This window comes from Vibrio nomapromontoriensis (assembly GCF_050337205.1).
In the GTDB taxonomy this organism is placed as follows: Bacteria; Pseudomonadota; Gammaproteobacteria; order Enterobacterales; family Vibrionaceae; genus Vibrio; species Vibrio nomapromontoriensis.
Genome location: NZ_JAKJSS010000006.1, coordinates 39411 through 57931, shown reverse-complemented (window position 1 = coordinate 57931; position 18521 = coordinate 39411). Strand labels below are relative to the sequence as shown.

Below are 18521 nucleotides of genomic sequence, written 5' to 3'. Positions count from 1 at the left end.
GATAAACTGTTGCGTGGTAATAGAACCATAAAATATAACGCATTGGTTTGTATTGCCATTGACTGCGCTTATCAAAGACACCTTAAAGCAACAATGCCCAATCAATAGCTATTGATTGGGCATTGTATTACGAGCTTAAATCGTTACAAGCGTTCTTCTAACCAAACGCGTACCGACAGAAGCGCTTCTGGCAATGCCTCAACATCTGTGCCTCCAGCTTGGGCCATATCTGGACGGCCACCGCCTTTACCACCAATCTGTTCCGCTACCATCTTAACGAGATCACCCGCTTTGACTTTACCGATAAGATCTTTTGTCACACCAGCAATAAGACCTACTTTTCCATCCGCTACGTTGGCAATCAAAATAACGCCGCTACCCACTTGGTTCTTAGCATTATCGACCATAGTACGTAAGTTTTTATTGTCAGCACCTTCAATCGCTGCGACCAATACTTTTGTCCCTGCGATTTCTTCAACTTTACCCATGATATTGGCACTTTCTGCCGCCGCCATCTTGTCTTTCAGTTGTTGAATTTCTTTTTCAAGCGACTTCGACTTTTGAGCCGACTCTGCAAGTTTAGCTTCTAGTGCATGCTGTTGAGCTTCCACAGCATCAAGTGCTGTTTCACCCGTTACCGCTTCAATACGACGGATCCCGGCAGCAATACCACCTTCTGACGTGATCTTAAACAGACCAATATCACCGGTATTTTGTGCGTGAATACCGCCACACAATTCCGTTGAGAAGTCACCCATTGAAAGTACGCGAACTTCTTCGTCATATTTCTCGCCAAAGAGCGCCATCGCGCCTTTTTTCTTCGCCGATTCAATGTCCATAACTTGAGTTTCAATGCTATGGTTAATTCGAACCTGCGCGTTAACAAGTCGTTCAACTTCTTTAATTTCTGCTTTTGTCATGGCTTCTAAATGAGAGAAGTCAAAACGCAAGCTGTCGGCTTTAACCAAAGAGCCTTTCTGTGCAACATGTTCACCTAATACTTGACGCAATGCCGCGTGCAATAAGTGGGTCGCCGAGTGATTCAAAGTAATCGCAGCGCGACGCTCAGCATCAACGATCGCATCCACATCATCATTTTTAGCAAGCACACCTTCAATCAGCTCGCCATGGTGTGCAATCGCATTACCTAGCTTTTGAGTATCTTCAACTTTGAAGCGTCCTGCCGATGTTTTCAATACACCAGCATCACCACACTGACCACCAGACTCAGCGTAGAAAGGCGTTTCTTCAAGAATCACAATCGCTTTATCGCCCGCAGAGAGTGCGTCGACTTCGTTGCCTTCAACAAATAGTGCTGCAATCGTGCTAGCACCTTGCGTCGCGCTATAACCACAGAACTCGGTGTTTGTGTCAACTTTAATCGTCGCATTGTAATCAGTACCAAATTGACCCGCTTCGCGAGCACGTTGGCGCTGTGCTTCCATTGCTTTTTCAAAGCCAGCTTCGTCAATAGTAAACTCGCGTTCACGAGCCACATCATTGGTTAAGTCAGCAGGGAAGCCGTAAGTATCGTAAAGCTTAAACACGGTTTCGCCATCAAGGATTTTCTCGTCGCCAAGTGCGTCCAGAGCGTCATTTAGGATGACCATGCCACGCTCAAGTGTGCGGCTAAAGTTTTCCTCTTCGATACGTAGTACTTTTTCAACCAGCGCCTGCTGCTTCTTCAGTTCTTCGCCAGCCGTGCCCATGATCGTAGCCAGAGTGCCAACAAGCTTATAGAAGAACGCACCTTGTGCACCCAGCTTGTTACCGTGACGTACAGCGCGACGAATAATACGACGTAATACGTAACCACGACCTTCATTTGAAGGCATCACACCATCAACGATCAGGAATGAACATGAACGAATGTGGTCAGCAATTACACGTAACGACTGGTTAGACAGGTCTTCATAACCAATCGTCTCTGCCGCGTCTTTGATTAGTGTTTGGAAAACATCGATTTCATAGTTGGAGTGCACCCCTTGCATGATGGCAGAGATACGCTCAATACCCATACCCGTATCTACTGACGGCTTAGGTAATGGCTCCATCGTACCGTCGGCATGACGGTTGAACTGCATAAATACGTTGTTCCAGATCTCGATAAAGCGGTCGCCATCTTCTTCAGGCGTGCCAGGGCGTCCACCCCAAATGTGCTCACCGTGATCATAGAATATTTCCGTACAAGGACCACATGGACCGGTATCACCCATCTGCCAGAAGTTATCTGACTCATAGGCTTTACCGCCTTTCTTATCACCAATACGAATAATACGGTCAGCAGGAATGCCAACTTTTTTATTCCAAATCTCAAACGCTTCGTCATCTGTCTCGTAGATAGTGACTAATAGGCGCTCTTGTGGAAGTTTCAATGCTTCTGTCAGGAATTCCCATGCAAAGCCAATCGCATCTTCTTTGAAGTAATCACCAAAGCTGAAGTTACCCAGCATTTCGAAGAAAGTATGGTGACGAGCAGTAAAACCAACGTTTTCAAGATCGTTGTGTTTACCACCAGCGCGCACACAACGCTGTGACGTCGTCGCACGCGTATAGCTGCGTTTTTCTGAACCTAAGAAGCAGTCTTTGAACTGGTTCATACCGGCGTTAGTGAAAAGCAACGTTGGGTCATTGTGAGGAACCAATGATGAACTTTCTACGATTTGGTGCCCTTTGCTCTCAAAGAACTTAAGGAACGCGTTGCGAACCTCATCTGTGCTCATGTACATGCAGCTTTTCCTGAAATAATTCGAGTTAGATTTTGGGGACATATTGTAACCCCATGAATAAGCATTCGCCTAGTCTTCTCATAAAAAAGGACAGAAACAAAGCGATTTCATCGGTCATGTTAGGCAAGAAAAGTGATGTCTGCTACACAGGCTTTGCCGATAAAAATAATAAAGCCCCGCATTAGCGAGGCTTTATTCAATATTCAATCTATTTTAGGATGAGACAATCTCAGCGTTAGAATTCTTCTTCTGCTGGAGCTTCGCCTTTTTCAGGCTCTTCTGGTAGCGCAGGGGTAAGCAACATTTCACGAAGTTTTGTATCAATCGCTAGTGCAGCCTCAGGGTTTTCACGAAGATATTTACCTGCGTTTGCTTTACCTTGACCAATTTTATCGCCATTGTAGCTGTACCATGCACCTGCTTTTTCAACCAACTTATGTTTCACGCCTAAGTCAATCAACTCACCTTCACGGTTAAAGCCTTTGCCATACAGAATTTGTGTTTCAGCTTGCTTAAATGGCGCAGCAATCTTGTTCTTAACAACCTTAATACGTGTTTCGTTACCAACAATCTCATCGCCTTCTTTGATAGAACCTGTACGACGGATATCAAGACGAACTGATGCATAAAACTTAAGTGCATTACCACCTGTCGTCGTTTCTGGGTTACCAAACATCACACCAATCTTCATACGAATTTGGTTGATGAAAATACACATACAGTTAGATTGCTTAAGGTTACCTGTTAGCTTACGCATTGCTTGAGATAACATACGAGCTTGCAGACCCATGTGGCTATCGCCCATTTCGCCTTCAATTTCAGCTTTTGGTGTTAGTGCTGCAACGGAGTCGACAACCATGACATCAATCGCACCAGAGCGTGCTAATGCATCACAAATTTCAAGTGCTTGCTCACCCGTATCTGGCTGAGAAACCAACAACGCATCGATATCTACACCTAGCTTTTTAGCATAAATAGGGTCTAGCGCGTGTTCAGCATCGATAAAGGCACAAGTTTTACCAGCACGTTGCGCTGCCGCAATCAGTTCGAGTGTTAACGTGGTTTTACCTGATGATTCTGGACCGTAAACTTCAACGATACGTCCCATTGGCAGGCCACCCGCTCCCAACGCGATATCAAGAGAAAGTGAACCCGTTGAGATAGTTTCAACATCCATAGTACGGTTGTCACCAAGGCGCATGATAGAACCTTTACCAAATTGTTTTTCAATCTGACCTAGTGCTGCTGCTAATGCCTTTTGTTTATTCTCGTCCATTACTTTCTCCACAAGTATCCGCTAGGGATAACACGCTATGCGCAATTCTTAAAATAAGTGAGCGGTTAGTATTAAAAGTGACCGCGATATGGTTTTATTATACTGTTGATTCATACAGTGTCTATAGCTGTATGAAAATTTTATTGGTTTATTTAAAAGGGATCCCTTCTAGAAGCGAATGATACAAGATGAGCAAAGCATGCAACACCGCTTGTTGTCTGACTTGCGCACGATCTCCACTAAAACAACACGTCTCTGTCATGCTCCACCCAGAAGAGGATGCCCAAGCAAAACATACCGTCCCTACCAGTTTATCTTCTGTCCCACCGCCAGGTCCTGCAATACCACTAATTGCAATACTTAACGTTCCATTAGAAAACTGCAACGCGCCTCTCGCCATTTCAGTCACAACCGCTTCACTCACCGCCCCTTCTTGATGCAGCGTTTCGGACGATACTTGCAACATCTCAAATTTGGCTTCATTGCTGTAAGTCACAAAAGCGCGGTCAAACCACGCCGAGCTCCCTGCTATATCGGTAATCGCTGTCGCGACCCCACCACCAGTGCAGGACTCCGCGGTGACCAGCTGCTGATTTTTATCGAGGAGCAGCTCTCCAAGGGTTGCGCTTAATTCTTGAATATTGTGCATAAATCCCATCCTTCAATGCCGTTAAAACATCACGGTCGTACAGTTACCAACAATGTCTCTTTCCGCTCAGGGCGGTTTCACGTATCCTAACAACACTCCAAACTAGCAGCAAAGATGTCACAGTGAAATCGGAACAAAAACACACGCCAATGATGCAGCAATACCTGAAGCTAAAAGCTGAAAACCCAGAGATATTGCTTTTTTATCGCATGGGAGATTTCTACGAGTTATTTTATGACGACGCAAAAAAAGCGTCTCATCTACTCGATATCTCTCTAACCAAACGCGGCGCCTCTGCTGGCGAGCCGATTCCAATGGCGGGTGTTCCCTTTCATGCCGTAGAAGGCTATCTCGCAAAGTTAGTACAGTTAGGTGAATCTGTCGCTATCTGTGAGCAAGTGGGCGATCCTGCGACGAGCAAAGGCCCGGTAGAACGCCGAGTCGTTAGGATCGTGACACCAGGCACAGTGACTGACGAAGCGTTACTCTCTGAGCGACTCGACAATCTCATTGCCGCAATTTATCACCACAATGGTAAATTTGGCTATGCGACTTTAGATATCACCTCTGGACGATTCCAGCTTTGTGAGCCAGAAACCGAAGAAGCGATGCTTGCAGAGCTGCAAAGAACAGCGCCTAAAGAGCTGCTCTTTCCAGAAGATTTTGAGCCCGTTGATATTATGGCGAGCCGCAACGGTAACCGTCGCCGACCTGTTTGGGAATTTGAGATAGAAACAGCCAGACAACAGCTCAACCAACAGTTCGGCACCAAAGATCTGGTCGGTTTTGGTGTTGAACAATGTCTGCTTGGACTATCTGCAGCAGGGTGTTTGATTCAATACGTCAAAGATACTCAGCGAACCGCACTGCCTCATATCCGCGCATTGACACTTGTCAGCCAAGATCAATCCGTGATCTTGGATGCGGCGACGCGACGCAACCTTGAGCTCACACAGAATCTATCTGGCGGTTACGACAATACTCTTGCTGAAGTGCTTGATCATACAGCAACAGCCATGGGTAGTCGTATGCTTAAGCGTTGGATCCATCAGCCAATGCGTTGTCAAAAAACACTCAACTATCGTCTCGATGCTATCTCAGAGCTAAAAGAAGACACGCTATTTTCTGAACTTGCTCCAGTCCTTAAACAGATTGGCGATATCGAACGTATATTGGCGCGCCTTGCATTGCGTTCTGCTCGACCTAGAGACATGGCTCGCCTACGTAGTGCCATGCAACAACTGCCTGATCTTGCCCTCAGTTTAGAGTCGGTGTCACACCCATATTTACAACAGCTCGCTCAGTTTGCAGCACCCATGAACGACGCCTGTGAATTGTTAGAGCGAGCCATTAAAGAAAACCCACCAGTTGTGATTCGCGACGGGGGGGTTATTGCTGATGGCTATCATGCTGAGCTTGATGAATGGCGTGAGCTTGCCAATGGCGCAACGGCTTACTTAGATAAACTGGAACTCGATGAGCGTGAACGTCACGGTATCGACACCTTAAAAGTGGGCTATAACAACGTCCATGGTTTTTTTATTCAGGTGAGTCGTGGTCAGAGCCACCTTGTCCCAGCACATTACGTACGCCGCCAAACGCTAAAAAATGCCGAGCGCTACATTATTCCGGAGCTTAAAGAACACGAAGACAAGGTTTTAAGCTCGAAATCTAAAGCACTTGCGATTGAAAAGCAGCTCTGGGAGTCGCTGTTTGATCTCCTGCTCCCGCAGCTTGAGCAATTTCAAAACTTGGCATCAGCACTGTCTCAACTCGATGTACTGCAAAATTTAGCAGAACGCGCTGAAAGCCTAGACTATTGCCGTCCGACCATCAGCGAAAAAGTAGGATTAAGTATACAAGCTGGTCGCCACCCTGTGGTCGAGCAAGTGATGAACGACCCGTTTATTGCCAACCCAATTTCACTGAGTGCACAACGACAAATGTTGATCATTACCGGACCTAATATGGGGGGTAAATCCACCTATATGCGTCAAACGGCACTGATCGCCCTACTGGCTCACATTGGATCTTATGTCCCAGCAGAGAGCGCTGAAATTGGATCGATTGATCGTATCTTCACTCGCATAGGCGCTTCTGATGACTTAGCATCAGGTCGCTCAACCTTTATGGTAGAGATGACAGAAACCGCAAACATTTTACACAACGCTACCCCAAATAGCTTGGTATTAATGGACGAGATAGGACGCGGTACTAGCACCTATGACGGTCTGTCCCTTGCCTGGGCAAGCGCCGAGTGGTTGGCTTCAAAAATTGGCGCGATGACCTTATTCGCCACTCATTATTTTGAACTCACTGAGTTGCCCAACCAATTACCACACCTTGCTAACGTGCATTTAGATGCGGTTGAACATGGCGATTCCATTGCCTTCATGCATGCCGTTCAAGAAGGTGCGGCAAGCAAATCTTATGGGTTGGCTGTTGCTGGGCTTGCTGGGGTGCCAAAAGCGGTCATCAAAAATGCGCGTCAAAAACTTAGCCAGCTAGAACAACTAGCACAAAAACCCGTGCCTTCCTCTTCTCAAGTAGATGTAGCGAACCAACTTAGCCTGATCCCTGAGCCAAGTGAAGTCGAAGAGGCATTAGCGGGGATTGATCCCGATGACCTCACTCCGCGTCAAGCACTTGAAGCCCTTTATCGCCTTAAGCATATGTTGTAGATCTCGCCATAACCGCTAGTTACACATGCGAAAAAGCGACCATAAGGTCGCTTTTTTAACATTAAGTTGTACGTGCTTATAAACAAGATCAAAGTGGGCAATGCGTCGCACAAAGGGAGCGATTTAACACTACATCCAACGTCTGCTCTTGCCCATCGAGCTCAACATGTAAAGGATACACATCATCTCTATTAGGCTGCTTAGGATCCGTATACCGAGGCGCTTCCACTTGAAACAACGCAGATACTTGCTGCTTTCTTACGTCAATGGGCAATGAGTAAGTCATGCCGTTAAATTTTACTGACGCCGACAATAAACCTGATCGATACGTTTTGTAGTAAAGATCCACCTTAAACTCACAACCACCACCATGGTGCCAAATTTGCTCCATGGCCACGTATTCTAAGCGAACATGAGGAATAAATTGCAAGTAAGGCAAATGCCAAATGCCCATTCTTGGGTCATTTTCAGGCGACGTCACTCCTAACGAACATTGAGGCGTTGCAGCCTCTTCATCGACGAGTAAATCCTCTTCATCATACTCAAGGAACAGCACTTCAATGCGATTACGTCCAAGCTGTAGATGTGGTCGCACTTCTTTACGGTATGTCACTTCACTGCCGTCGCAATCCATAACAGCAACACCGTTAACTCTTACTTCCGCAAAGTAATCAATACCGGAAAAAACGAGATCGACAGCTGGATGAGACAAGTCGTGCTCAGTCAGCTCAAAATCATGCATCAGATGCCATTCTTGCTCAGCAATCGTTGCTTCAGACAAGGTTTCTGGGAGGATTTGACTAAGGGCACCGGGAAATTGCAGATCCCCTTGAGGAATAGAAAGATCGGTCAGCGGGGAAAGCTGCCAATAACCTGAAATGTTTACTTTCATTGTAATAATGAGACCTACGCCGTATTTTGCGCAGTATAGTCAAATTGTTGCTAGAAAGATACCGTTGTTAAAAACATGAACAAGAGACAAAAAAGGCCAGCAATGCTGGCCTTTCAATCAATGACGCTTACTCTTCGTCAGCGTCATCTTCTTCGGTATATAAAGCGTCTTCGCCTTCGTAGTACGTACCCCAACCATCGTAGATGATGTCGTACTTTTCAGCGAGGTTCACAAGCTTTTCAACCTGAGCATCTATTTGCTCAGCGTTTAACGCTGATTCCATCGTCGCATCACAACAAAGCAGCTTATTGCCATCTTCGTCTTCTGTTTCTTCAGCTTCAAGTACTTCAAAGCCCAGTTTGAACGCCTCGACCACCGCTTTTTCTAGACGCTCAAAATCTTCAGCGAAAAAATGATGCTCGATCTCATAAAGAGAGTCTGGATCACTACCATCTTCAATTAATGCTTGAATGATATCGCGAGTTTCTTCCTTTTGAATTTCGATCAATTCTTCAACGGTTAGATACTCATCTTGTTGAGACATAAAAGTGCTCCAGCTAAATTAGGTTATCGGACGAATAATACGGTATGTCGCTATAAATCGAAAGATCGAAGCGAGATCTTTCGCAACAAATTTTCGCTGTTGTTGATTTTTGCAGATCGATCTAGATCACAGATACATAAATTTAACATTTCACTGTTACATTACCTGTCATGCCAATTCATGTCGTGATGCGCCGTTTTAGCATCATAATCACCAAAGAAAAATTATGACTTCATTTTGCATATCATCTCGCCGCACCTCAGAGCGCTCATGTGGGTTTTAATCACTGAGCGAAGGGAAAAACCATAGCATTTTGTGTATTTATGCACAGATAATCGATGGATAGTAATGCCTTGCTCATTGGTCTTGCTGAATATTCAAGCAATAATGCAACGCTTACGCCGTTGACTAAAGCAGAAAATTTGTCTGCTTTGTATTCGAAATATAGCCATTAGTTGCTGCATATTGGCCTATTTGCAGCAACTAACGCCAGTTTCCACACTTGCATCTTGATAACAAGCTTGTCATAAATAGCGCATTCAAAATGGAAAGGAATCACAATGAGCACGTTGTACGTAGGGTCCGAAGTTGGCCAGTTGCGCCGAGTATTACTAAATCGCCCGGAAAGAGCGCTTACCCACCTCACACCATCCAATTGTCATGAACTGTTGTTTGATGATGTGCTGGCAGTAGAAGCCGCTGGGGTTGAACACGACGCGTTTGCTGACACACTGCGTAGCCAAGAAGTCGAAGTACTACTACTTCACGACCTTCTCGTAGAGACACTCGCAGTGCCAGAAGCTAAATCTTGGCTGCTTGAAACTCAAATCTCAGATTATCGTTATGGCCCTATCTTTGCTAGTGAGCTGAAAATTTACCTGGCGGAGATGGACAACGAGCACCTTGCCTCGATTTTACTTGGCGGCCTTGCTTACTCAGAGCTCCCCATTAAAACCACGTCAATTTTACAAAAAATGAGCCGCCCACTCGATTTCGTTATCGAGCCTCTACCTAATCACCTATTTACTCGTGATACTTCATGCTGGGTTTATGGTGGCGTCTCATTAAATCCAATGATGAAGCCAGCTCGTCAACGCGAGACTAATCATTTGCGTGCTATCTACCGCTGGCATCCTACTTTTGCCGGCCAAGATTTCATCAAGTACTTTGGCGATGAAGACTTACACTACGACAATGCCAACATTGAAGGTGGTGATGTTCTTGTCATTGGCAACGGCGCCGTACTTGTCGGAATTTCTGAGCGCACAACTCCACAAGGTGTCGAAAACTTAGCGGCTAATCTTTTTAAAACTGGTCAAGCAAGCCAAGTGATTGCACTGGATCTTCCTAAACATCGCTCTTGCATGCATCTTGATACAGTCATGACACATATGGACGTCGATACTTTCTCTGTCTACCCAGAAATTATCAGTGACAAGCTTGATACATGGCGACTCACTGCCGCTCCTGAAGGAAATATGCAAGTTGAAAAACTGCCTAACTATTTAACTGCATTGGAAAGTGCTTTAGATGTCGATAAATTGAATATCATTACGACTGGTGGTGATAACTATGAGGCCGAGCGTGAACAATGGAACGACGCAAACAATGTGCTTACCGTGAAGCCTGGTGTTGTCATCGGTTACGAGAGAAACGTCTATACCAATGAAAAATATGATAAAGCAGGAATAGAGGTTCTCACTATCCCTGGTAACGAACTAGGCCGAGGGCGTGGTGGCGCACGCTGTATGAGCTGTCCAATAGAACGTGATGGCATCTAATCATCGCTAGAATAAAGCGCCATACTGGCGCTTTATTTAACTTAAAATAAAAATAAATATTCACTTTAAAAGCATTTATATGTATAAATAAGCTAACCCTCACTCACTAGGTACGGCACATGGCTTATAACTTACGTAATAGAAACTTTTTAAAGCTTCTAGATTTTACGCCCAAAGAAATCCAATTCCTTCTCGACCTTTCTCTGTCTTTAAAATCGGCAAAATACGCAGGCATAGAACAAAAAAAATTGGTCGGAAAAAATATTGCTTTGATCTTTGAAAAAGCCTCTACCCGTACCCGATGTGCTTTTGAAGTAGCGGCGTTTGACCAAGGTGCACAAGTCTCTTACCTAGGGCCTTCTGGGTCTCAAATCGGCCATAAAGAGTCAATGAAAGATACGGCACGAGTACTAGGTCGAATGTATGACGGCATCGAATATCGAGGCTTTGGACAAGAGATTGTTGAAGAGCTTGGCGCACACGCAGGTGTCCCAGTCTGGAATGGCTTAACCGATGAATTCCATCCAACACAAATCTTAGCGGATTTTCTCACTATGCTTGAGCATGGCAAAGGAAAACAACTGCATCAAATGACCTTCGCCTACCTTGGTGATGCCCGTAATAACATGGGTAACTCTCTTATGGTGGGCGCGGCAAAAATGGGTATGGATATTCGCTTAGTGGCTCCAAAAGCCTTTTGGCCAGAACAGAAGTTAGTCGAAGAGTGCCAGGCTATCGCAGAAAAAACAGGCGCGACGATCACCTTAACGGAGAATGTAGCGCAAGGTGTTAAAGGCTGTGATTTTCTCTATACCGACGTGTGGGTATCGATGGGCGAACCTGCTTCGGCTTGGGAGGAACGTATTGCACAAATGAAGCCTTACCAAGTCAATATGGCCATGCTTGAATCCACTGGTAATCGTGATGTGAAATTTATGCACTGCCTACCAGCATTCCATGATGACCAAACGACTATAGGCAAAGAGATTGCGGAAAAATATGGTCTTAATGGTTTAGAGGTCACTGATGAAGTGTTTGAATCCGAACATTCTATCGTCTTTGATGAAGCAGAGAATAGAATGCACACCATAAAAGCGGTGATGGTTGCGACACTTGGCAATGGATAAAAAGTCACAATATAACGGTTAAACCTTTGATGTAATCGCTTGCGCTCACAGTTGTTAAGAGTATAATCCTCGGCAATTTGTCAGGGGGATAGTACATGGCGCAACCGAGTTTCATTACATTGCTGAGCTTTACTACATGTTTAAGCGTTAATGCAGTGGCAACTCACGATAGGTTCTTTACTTATCACGCACCGTTATTATTTCCTATTGAATACTAAGCCTCCCGCTATGGGGGGCTTTTTTATGGCTGCTAACTCTGGTTTAGTTTTAACTATAGGGAAGATAAACATGGCGAATACGCTGTACCAAAAGCACATTATCTCAATTCCTGAGCTGTCTCGTGAAGAGCTAGAACTCATCGTGGAAACGGCTGGACAACTTAAGTCAAACCCACAACCTGAGCTGATCAAAAATAAGGTGATCGCGAGCTGTTTCTTTGAACCCTCAACTCGTACTCGCCTATCATTTGAAACAGCTATCCAACGCATTGGTGGCGATGTCATTGGTTTTGATAGTGGCGGCAATACATCGCTGGCTAAAAAAGGCGAAACGCTTGCTGATTCCGTTCAAGTTATCTCCTCATACGTTGATGCTTTTGTTATGCGCCACCCACAAGAGGGGGCGGCTCGCCTTGCGTCTGAGTTTTCAAATGGCACGCCAGTTATCAATGCCGGTGATGGTGCGAATCAACACCCGACACAGACTCTTCTGGATCTCTATAGCATTTATGAAACACAAGGGCGACTCGATGACATCAATGTCGCATTCGTCGGTGATCTAAAATATGGTCGAACGGTTCACTCGTTAACTCAAGCGCTAGCAAAGTTTAATAATGTGCGTTTTTATTTCATCGCGCCAGAGGCACTTGCCATGCCTGATTATATCTGTGAAGAACTAGAAGAATCAGGCATCAAGTTTAGTATTCACCAAGATATTGAAGAAGTTGTACCTGAATTGGACGTACTCTACATGACCCGAGTGCAGAAGGAGCGATTTGATGAATCCGAATATGCACACATCAAATCAGCCTACATCCTATCAGCCGAGACATTGAAACAAGCACGCGACAACTTAAAGGTACTTCACCCTCTTCCTCGTGTTGATGAAATCACCGTGGACGTTGATAAAACGCCTTACGCTTACTATTTCCAGCAAGCAGAAAACGGCGTATATGCGCGTGAAGCACTCTTAGCTCTTGTGTTAAATGAAACGTTGTAAGGTAGGCATAACATGACTAAAGAAACTCAACTACAAGTCGAAGCAATTAAAAACGGCACGGTCATTGATCATATTCCGGCCAATATTGGCATCAAGGTATTAAAGCTGTTTGCCATGGATCAGTCCCAACAACGTGTGACGATTGGTTTAAACCTTCCTTCTTCAGCGTTGGGCACTAAAGATCTACTCAAAATTGAGAATGTCTTTGTGAGTGAAGAGCAAGCCAACAAATTGGCTCTTTATGCACCTCATGCCACGGTTAACCAAATCGAAAATTATGAAGTCAGTAAGAAGTTAGCGCTGGAATTGCCTGAACATATCAATGGTATCTTTGAGTGCCCAAATACTAACTGTATTACTCATAATGAGCCGGTAGACAGTAGCTTCCAAGTCTTCGAAAAGCATGATGACATTCGCCTCAAATGTAAGTACTGCGAGAAAGTGTTTGCCAGAGAGATCCTAACTGAGCGCTAATCACGATAGTGTTATTAATCAAGCCTACTAAATGTAGGCTTGATTTTTATGGAGCCAGTTGGCAGTCTAGTCTTATATTATTTCCCCTAAAACAATGGAAGATGAACAATGACTAAAGTACTTCATACTGAATCGGCTCCAGCTGCAATTGGCCCTTATGTTCAAGGCGTCGATCTCGGCAATATGGTTCTGACTTCAGGTCAAATTCCAGTCAACCCTATTACTGGCGACGTCTCTGATGATATCTCTGAACAAGCTCGTCAATCTCTTGATAATGTAAAAGCAGTCGTCGAATCATCAGGTCTCACTGTTGGAGATATTGTAAAGATGACGGTTTTTGTTAAAGATTTGAATGACTTTGGTACGGTCAATGAAGTCTATGGCAAGTTTTTTGATGAGCATGAAGTTGCTAACTACCCAGCTCGTTCATGTGTTGAAGTCGCACGCTTACCAAAAGATGTGAAGATTGAAATCGAAGCCATTGCAGTTCGTAAATAACACGCCACTGTCTTATTTCACTATCGATTAATTAAGATATTGAAACGCCAGACGCTAAAAAGGGTTGTTCACACAACCCTTTTTTATCATTTCTTTTTATTGAGTTCGATAACTTCCGCATCAAGCTGCTCTAGCTTATGCTTCATCTGCTCTCGACACAGGTTAGCAAGTTCTCGAATATTCTCCTTACTGCACCCTTCGGTAGAAACAGGTGGCAGCATCTCAACTATGATATGACCATTATCCCACTTATTCAGCTTTAAGTGAGAAGTACTGCTACACACGATAGGGATAATTGGCACTTTCGCACCTATTGCAGCATGAAATGCACCGGTTTTAAAGGGTAACATCCCGCGTCCACGTGAACGTGTTCCTTCCGGAAACATCCAAACCGATAGGTTGCTTTTCTTCATGCTATCGACAACTTGGTCAATCGTTCCCTTCGCCTTGCTGCGGTTCGCACGGTCAATCAAAATATTCCCCGTGAGATAATACAACTGCCCAAAAAAGGGCATCCACGCTAAGCTCTTTTTCCCAACTGTTACAACATTAGGTGTCACAGCAGCAGAGACGGTAAATAAATCCCAATTGTTCTGGTGGTTAGCAATGTAGACATGCTGACCACGCTGATAGGCATCTTCTGGCAATCTAAGTTCGAGCTTAACGCCAAAGACTTTAGACATAGCGCCAAAATAGCGGCCAAATCTAAATACGTGTTTTGGATTTCTTGGGCTCAACAAACAGTAGCCACACCCAAAAACAAACATGACGATAGCGAAAATAGCCACTGCGATGCAGCGGAAAAAAGCGATCATTTTGTGCTCCGACAAATATCAAAAAAAAGCCGAAACCTCTCGATTCCGGCTAATTGCTATTACTTAAATACTATTCTGAGCCCTGAATGCGAGTAATATTCGCACCGAGCAACGTTAGCTTATCTTCAATGCGGTCATAACCACGATCAATGTGGTAAATACGATCAACAATCGTTTCGCCTTTCGCAATACAGCCTGCAATAACCAAGCTTGCTGATGCTCGAAGATCCGTTGCCATCACTTGAGCACCACTTAACGAGTCAACATCGCCACAAATCACGGTATTGCCTTCAATGTCAGCTTTTGCACCCATTCTCATAAGTTCAGGTACATGCATGAAGCGATTTTCGAAGATGGTTTCGGTGATAACGCCACCACCTTTTGCCATAATATTTAATAGCGTAAACTGCGCTTGCATATCCGTTGGAAACCCTGGATGGGGAGCGGTACGAATAGAGACAGCTTTTAGATCACGTCCGGTCATATCAAGCGAAATCCAGTCTTCACCACTTTCAACCTTTGCACCCGCTTCTTCAAGCTTAGCGATAACAGCTTCTAACAAATGCGCACTGGTGTTACGACATGTTACTTTACCGCCAGAAACTGCAGCGGCAACCAAAAATGTTCCGGTTTCAATGCGATCCGCAACCACACTGTGTTTGCCACCAGAAAGGCGCTCAACACCTTCAATGGTAATCGTATCCGTACCTGCGCCAGACACTTTTGCTCCGAGCGCATTCAGGAAGTTCGCCGTGTCAACAATTTCAGGCTCGCGCGCCGCATTATCTAAAACGGTCTTACCTTCTGCTAAGGTCGCAGCACACATAACGGTAATCGTCGCACCAACACTCACCTTGTCCATGACAATATGAGCGCCCTTTAAGCGACCATCGACTTCGGCTTTCACGTAACCATCTTCTAATGTAATGGTCGCACCAAGCTGTTCAAGGCCATGAATATGCAGATCAACGGGTCTAGCACCAATTGCGCAGCCACCTGGAAGAGACACTTGGCCTTTACCAAATCGAGCCACCAGTGGACCTAAAGCCCAAATCGAGGCACGCATGGTTTTCACTAAATCATAAGGTGCGCAAAATTCATTAATTTGGCTACCATCGACATGAACTGAACCATTACGGTGAACTTTAGCGCCTAGACGGCCTAGCAGCTTCATCGTGGTATCGATATCACGTAAACGAGGAACATTCGCTACTTCTACTGGCTCTTCTGCAAGAATCGAAGCAAACAAAATTGGTAGTGCTGCATTTTTAGCACCTGAGATCAACACTTCACCTTGTAGCGGCGCGTCCGATCCAATAACTTTAAACTTATCCATTACTTAACCTTACAGTGACATCAACTTTTTATCTCGAGCCCACTCTTCTGGAGTGAAGGCTTTTATCGAGACGGCGTGGATGTCATTACGCTGAATGTATTCCATCAGAGGCTTATAAATCATCTGCTGTTTTTTAACTCGGCTCATGCCTGCGAATTGAGCATCTACTGCGATCACTTCGTAGTGGCTACCTTCACCTTTAACATGTACTTCTTCTAGGTTTAGTTCGCTTTGCAATAGTTCCTGTACTTTTGTGCTATCCACAAGATACTCCTAAATGTGTTTCTCAATTACCGATTCAACATTACTTAGCTGAAACAACATTTTCAGCTCGTCGGGCACGAAGCTGAGCATTATATGACACTTTCGATTTTTTGCATGCTCTATTAAGTGAATTAGCATCACCATACCAGCAGAATCTATACGTGCTACCTCTTTTAGAGACACATTAATACTAGATTCAGGGTAGTCAAGCGCCTCAATTTGCTTCCAAAGTGAAGGAACGCTATCGCGAGTCAAGATACCGCTGAGACATAAATTGCTGCCATCACTAAAGTCGAATTTAGCACTCACTGTCCTGATTTCCCTTCAAATCGAATCGATGCCTGAGATAAGGTTTCCAATTCTTTAGCAACGGAGAGGATGCCTTCTTGACGAATTTTGCTGTTCCACTCTGATTGCTTACTCGACAATAGGCTTATACCTTCGGCGATCATATCAAACGCTTTCCAATCGCCTGTTTTCTTATCTTTTCTTAGTTTAAACTCAAGATTAATGTTAGGTCTTGGCGAATCCAATATCGTGACTCGAACGCCCGTTATCGTGGTTTTATCGTCAATAATAGGCCTAGGTCCAAATTGAATCTCTTGTCCAGTATATTGAGTTAACACTTGCGCATAAGAGGTGACGAGATATTCGCGAAAAGCTTTTGCAAACTCTAATACGTCCTCGCGCTTCGCCCCTTTTAAATTCGGACCCAGCAATTTCAATGCCGCATAGCGATCGTTAACGTAGGGCATCAGCTCTTCCTCAACCACCACTTTTAGGTAATTAGGGTCACGTTGAACTAACGACTGCTCTTTTGCTAATCGCGTAAAAGTGCGATCCGCCACCTTTTGCATCATCTCGTAAGGCTGACTTTTATCAATGTCCTGAGCCGACACACTAAACGTGCCCAAAACAACCATCAGCATCACCCAAATTCTGATCATCGTATTACTCTTTGTTAGTATCATCTGAATTACCTCCAATGCTGTATAGTACTTGACCTATCATATCTTCCAGTACTAAGGCTGACTTGGTGTCTTCTATTCTGTCTCCATCCACCAAGTACTCTTCATCATCAAATATAAAGCCTGGAACGAGACCAATATATTGCTCACCAATTAACCCAGACGTGAGTATTTGCGCACTGGAAGTGTCTGGAAACTGATAATCAGCATTAATCGATAACTCAACAACCGGTAAATAGCTTTCCTTATCTAGGTGTATTTTACTAACTCGCCCTACAACTACCCCACCAACCTTGACTGGAGAGCGTGCTTTTAAGCTACCAATGTTGTCAAATCGAGCCTCTAACGTATAAGTATCCGTTGAACCAAGCCCTTTAACGTCAGCAACCTGAAAAATGATAAACAAAATTGCGCAAAGTCCCGTGAGAACAAAGCCACCCACCCACAATTCTAGCTTTCTAGTTTGTTGCATTCATAATTCCTTTATTCTCAATTGCCAAACATCAATGCGGTTAGTACAAAATCCAAACCTAATACCGCCAGCGACGAATGAACAACCGTTCTTGTTGTCGCCTGACTGATGCCTTCGGATGTAGGTACGGCATCGTAACCATTAAATAGGGCTATCCAAGTCACCGTTATCGCAAATACAATACATTTTAAAGCACTGTTACCAATGTCTCTTCCCAGTTCTACCGAAGACTGCATCGCCGACCAAAAGCTCCCATGGTCGATGCCTTTCCAGTCCACACCAACTAACTGTCCACCCCAAATACCAATGGACATAAAAATCATCGCCAGTAATGGCATCGAAATAACACCAGCCCAGAAACGAGGGGCAATAACGCGTTTTAGCGGATCCACGGCCATCATTTCCATACTCGATAGTTGCTCTGTCGCTTTCATCAAGCCAATTTCTGCGGTTAACGCTGAACCAGCTCGACCAGCGAATAGCAATGCCGTCACAACCGGCCCGAGCTCCCTTAGCAATGACAAAGAGACCATTTGTCCAAGGCTACCCTCTGCACCATAATCCACCAGCACAACATAACCTTGTAAGCTTAACACCATGCCAATAAACAAGCCTGAGACGCTAATAATGGCAAGAGACTGTACACCGACATTGTGCAATTGCTTCATTAACAAGGGGAAGTGTTTCACCGGTTGAGGTTTGGATAGTAGGACTCCCAATAAAACAAAGGTTGCACGCCCCCATGACTGACAAAACATCAAAGTGCGATGACCGAGCTTTTGTACCAGTTGCAACAT

Annotated in this window: 18 protein-coding genes; 6 read left to right on the top strand and 12 right to left on the bottom strand. The window is 44.7% G+C overall.

What is annotated here, in order from left to right; genetic code table 11:
* Positions 1 to 143: 143 nt before the first annotated feature.
* The 3 genes from alaS to pncC all read right to left on the bottom strand — a co-directional run bounded on the left by alaS (position 144) and on the right by pncC (position 4654).
* On the bottom strand, positions 144 to 2729 hold the full coding sequence (alaS, locus tag L4D05_RS00405) for an alanine--tRNA ligase (protein WP_428750312.1): 2586 nt from the start codon (positions 2727 to 2729) through the stop codon (positions 144 to 146).
* A 235-nt stretch (positions 2730 to 2964) separates the two neighbouring features.
* Entirely contained in the window at positions 2965 to 4005 is a 1041-nt protein-coding gene (gene recA, locus L4D05_RS00400) for a recombinase RecA (protein WP_428750311.1), read from the bottom strand.
* Positions 4006 to 4153: 148 nt separating this feature from the next.
* Positions 4154 to 4654, bottom strand: coding sequence for a nicotinamide-nucleotide amidase (gene pncC, locus L4D05_RS00395; protein ID WP_428792730.1), 501 nt, complete (start codon positions 4652 to 4654; stop codon positions 4154 to 4156).
* A gap of 122 nt (positions 4655 to 4776) precedes the next feature.
* Between pncC and mutS the strand changes: the two genes are divergently transcribed.
* Entirely contained in the window at positions 4777 to 7335 is a 2559-nt protein-coding gene (gene mutS, locus L4D05_RS00390; protein WP_428792729.1) for a DNA mismatch repair protein MutS, read from the top strand.
* Between the two features lie 88 nt (positions 7336 to 7423).
* On the opposite strand, the gene L4D05_RS00385 is transcribed toward mutS, so the two are convergent.
* Complete coding sequence (locus L4D05_RS00385; RefSeq protein ID WP_428750308.1) at positions 7424 to 8227, bottom strand: glycosyl hydrolase 2 galactose-binding domain-containing protein; 804 nt, start codon at positions 8225 to 8227, stop codon at positions 7424 to 7426.
* Positions 8228 to 8354: 127 nt separating this feature from the next.
* Positions 8355 to 8771: a ribonuclease E inhibitor RraB gene (gene rraB / locus L4D05_RS00380; protein WP_250615864.1), complete on the bottom strand. Its 417-nt coding sequence runs from the start codon at positions 8769 to 8771 to the stop codon at positions 8355 to 8357.
* A gap of 560 nt (positions 8772 to 9331) precedes the next feature.
* On the opposite strand from rraB, the gene arcA reads away from it, so the two are divergent.
* The 5 genes from arcA to L4D05_RS00355 all read left to right on the top strand — a co-directional run bounded on the left by arcA (position 9332) and on the right by L4D05_RS00355 (position 13869).
* Positions 9332 to 10552: an arginine deiminase gene (gene arcA, locus L4D05_RS00375; RefSeq protein WP_428792728.1), complete on the top strand. Its 1221-nt coding sequence runs from the start codon at positions 9332 to 9334 to the stop codon at positions 10550 to 10552.
* Positions 10553 to 10671: 119 nt separating this feature from the next.
* Complete coding sequence (gene argF, locus L4D05_RS00370; RefSeq protein ID WP_428792727.1) at positions 10672 to 11679, top strand: ornithine carbamoyltransferase; 1008 nt, start codon at positions 10672 to 10674, stop codon at positions 11677 to 11679.
* A gap of 288 nt (positions 11680 to 11967) precedes the next feature.
* On the top strand, positions 11968 to 12897 hold the full coding sequence (gene pyrB / locus L4D05_RS00365; RefSeq protein ID WP_428750305.1) for an aspartate carbamoyltransferase: 930 nt from the start codon (positions 11968 to 11970) through the stop codon (positions 12895 to 12897).
* A gap of 12 nt (positions 12898 to 12909) precedes the next feature.
* Entirely contained in the window at positions 12910 to 13371 is a 462-nt protein-coding gene (gene pyrI / locus L4D05_RS00360; protein ID WP_428750304.1) for an aspartate carbamoyltransferase regulatory subunit, read from the top strand.
* A 108-nt stretch (positions 13372 to 13479) separates the two neighbouring features.
* Positions 13480 to 13869 (top strand): RidA family protein, encoded by a 390-nt coding sequence (locus L4D05_RS00355; RefSeq protein ID WP_428750303.1) that lies wholly within the window; start codon positions 13480 to 13482, stop codon positions 13867 to 13869.
* Positions 13870 to 13955: 86 nt separating this feature from the next.
* On the opposite strand, the gene L4D05_RS00350 is transcribed toward L4D05_RS00355, so the two are convergent.
* From L4D05_RS00350 to mlaE, 7 genes are all read right to left on the bottom strand, one after another.
* Positions 13956 to 14684, bottom strand: coding sequence for a 1-acylglycerol-3-phosphate O-acyltransferase (locus L4D05_RS00350; protein WP_428750302.1), 729 nt, complete (start codon positions 14682 to 14684; stop codon positions 13956 to 13958).
* 70 nt (positions 14685 to 14754) lie between these two features.
* A complete protein-coding gene (gene murA, locus L4D05_RS00345) occupies positions 14755 to 16020 on the bottom strand; it encodes a UDP-N-acetylglucosamine 1-carboxyvinyltransferase (RefSeq protein ID WP_428792726.1) in 1266 nt (421 codons plus the stop codon).
* 9 nt (positions 16021 to 16029) lie between these two features.
* Positions 16030 to 16284, bottom strand: coding sequence for a BolA family iron metabolism protein IbaG (gene ibaG / locus L4D05_RS00340; protein WP_250615872.1), 255 nt, complete (start codon positions 16282 to 16284; stop codon positions 16030 to 16032).
* Positions 16285 to 16293: 9 nt separating this feature from the next.
* Positions 16294 to 16593: an STAS domain-containing protein gene (locus L4D05_RS00335; protein ID WP_428750300.1), complete on the bottom strand. Its 300-nt coding sequence runs from the start codon at positions 16591 to 16593 to the stop codon at positions 16294 to 16296.
* Complete coding sequence (locus tag L4D05_RS00330; RefSeq protein WP_428750663.1) at positions 16590 to 17231, bottom strand: ABC transporter substrate-binding protein; 642 nt, start codon at positions 17229 to 17231, stop codon at positions 16590 to 16592. The genes L4D05_RS00335 and L4D05_RS00330 overlap by 4 nt, the downstream gene beginning before the upstream one ends.
* A gap of 4 nt (positions 17232 to 17235) precedes the next feature.
* Complete coding sequence (mlaD, locus tag L4D05_RS00325) at positions 17236 to 17724, bottom strand: outer membrane lipid asymmetry maintenance protein MlaD (protein ID WP_428750299.1); 489 nt, start codon at positions 17722 to 17724, stop codon at positions 17236 to 17238.
* Positions 17725 to 17741: 17 nt separating this feature from the next.
* Complete coding sequence (mlaE, locus tag L4D05_RS00320; protein ID WP_428750298.1) at positions 17742 to 18521, bottom strand: lipid asymmetry maintenance ABC transporter permease subunit MlaE; 780 nt, start codon at positions 18519 to 18521, stop codon at positions 17742 to 17744.

Bases quoted from the DNA above. Each gene is read 5' to 3' on its own strand.
- alaS (WP_428750312.1), bottom strand. From the start codon at position 2,729: ATGTACATGAGCACAGATGAGGTTCGCAACGCGTTCCTTAAGTTCTTT.
- recA (WP_428750311.1), bottom strand. From the start codon at position 4,005: ATGGACGAGAATAAACAAAAGGCATTAGCAGCAGCACTAGGTCAGATT.
- pncC (WP_428792730.1), bottom strand. From the start codon at position 4,654: ATGCACAATATTCAAGAATTAAGCGCAACCCTTGGAGAGCTGCTCCTC.
- L4D05_RS00385 (WP_428750308.1), bottom strand. From the start codon at position 8,227: ATGAAAGTAAACATTTCAGGTTATTGGCAGCTTTCCCCGCTGACCGAT.
- rraB (WP_250615864.1), bottom strand. From the start codon at position 8,771: ATGTCTCAACAAGATGAGTATCTAACCGTTGAAGAATTGATCGAAATT.
- arcA (WP_428792728.1), top strand. From the start codon at position 9,332: ATGAGCACGTTGTACGTAGGGTCCGAAGTTGGCCAGTTGCGCCGAGTA.
- argF (WP_428792727.1), top strand. From the start codon at position 10,672: ATGGCTTATAACTTACGTAATAGAAACTTTTTAAAGCTTCTAGATTTT.
- pyrB (WP_428750305.1), top strand. From the start codon at position 11,968: ATGGCGAATACGCTGTACCAAAAGCACATTATCTCAATTCCTGAGCTG.
- pyrI (WP_428750304.1), top strand. From the start codon at position 12,910: ATGACTAAAGAAACTCAACTACAAGTCGAAGCAATTAAAAACGGCACG.
- L4D05_RS00355 (WP_428750303.1), top strand. From the start codon at position 13,480: ATGACTAAAGTACTTCATACTGAATCGGCTCCAGCTGCAATTGGCCCT.
- L4D05_RS00350 (WP_428750302.1), bottom strand. From the start codon at position 14,684: ATGATCGCTTTTTTCCGCTGCATCGCAGTGGCTATTTTCGCTATCGTC.
- murA (WP_428792726.1), bottom strand. From the start codon at position 16,020: ATGGATAAGTTTAAAGTTATTGGATCGGACGCGCCGCTACAAGGTGAA.
- L4D05_RS00330 (WP_428750663.1), bottom strand. From the start codon at position 17,231: ATGATCAGAATTTGGGTGATGCTGATGGTTGTTTTGGGCACGTTTAGT.
- mlaD (WP_428750299.1), bottom strand. From the start codon at position 17,724: ATGCAACAAACTAGAAAGCTAGAATTGTGGGTGGGTGGCTTTGTTCTC.
- mlaE (WP_428750298.1), bottom strand. From the start codon at position 18,521: ATGTTGCAACTGGTACAAAAGCTCGGTCATCGCACTTTGATGTTTTGT.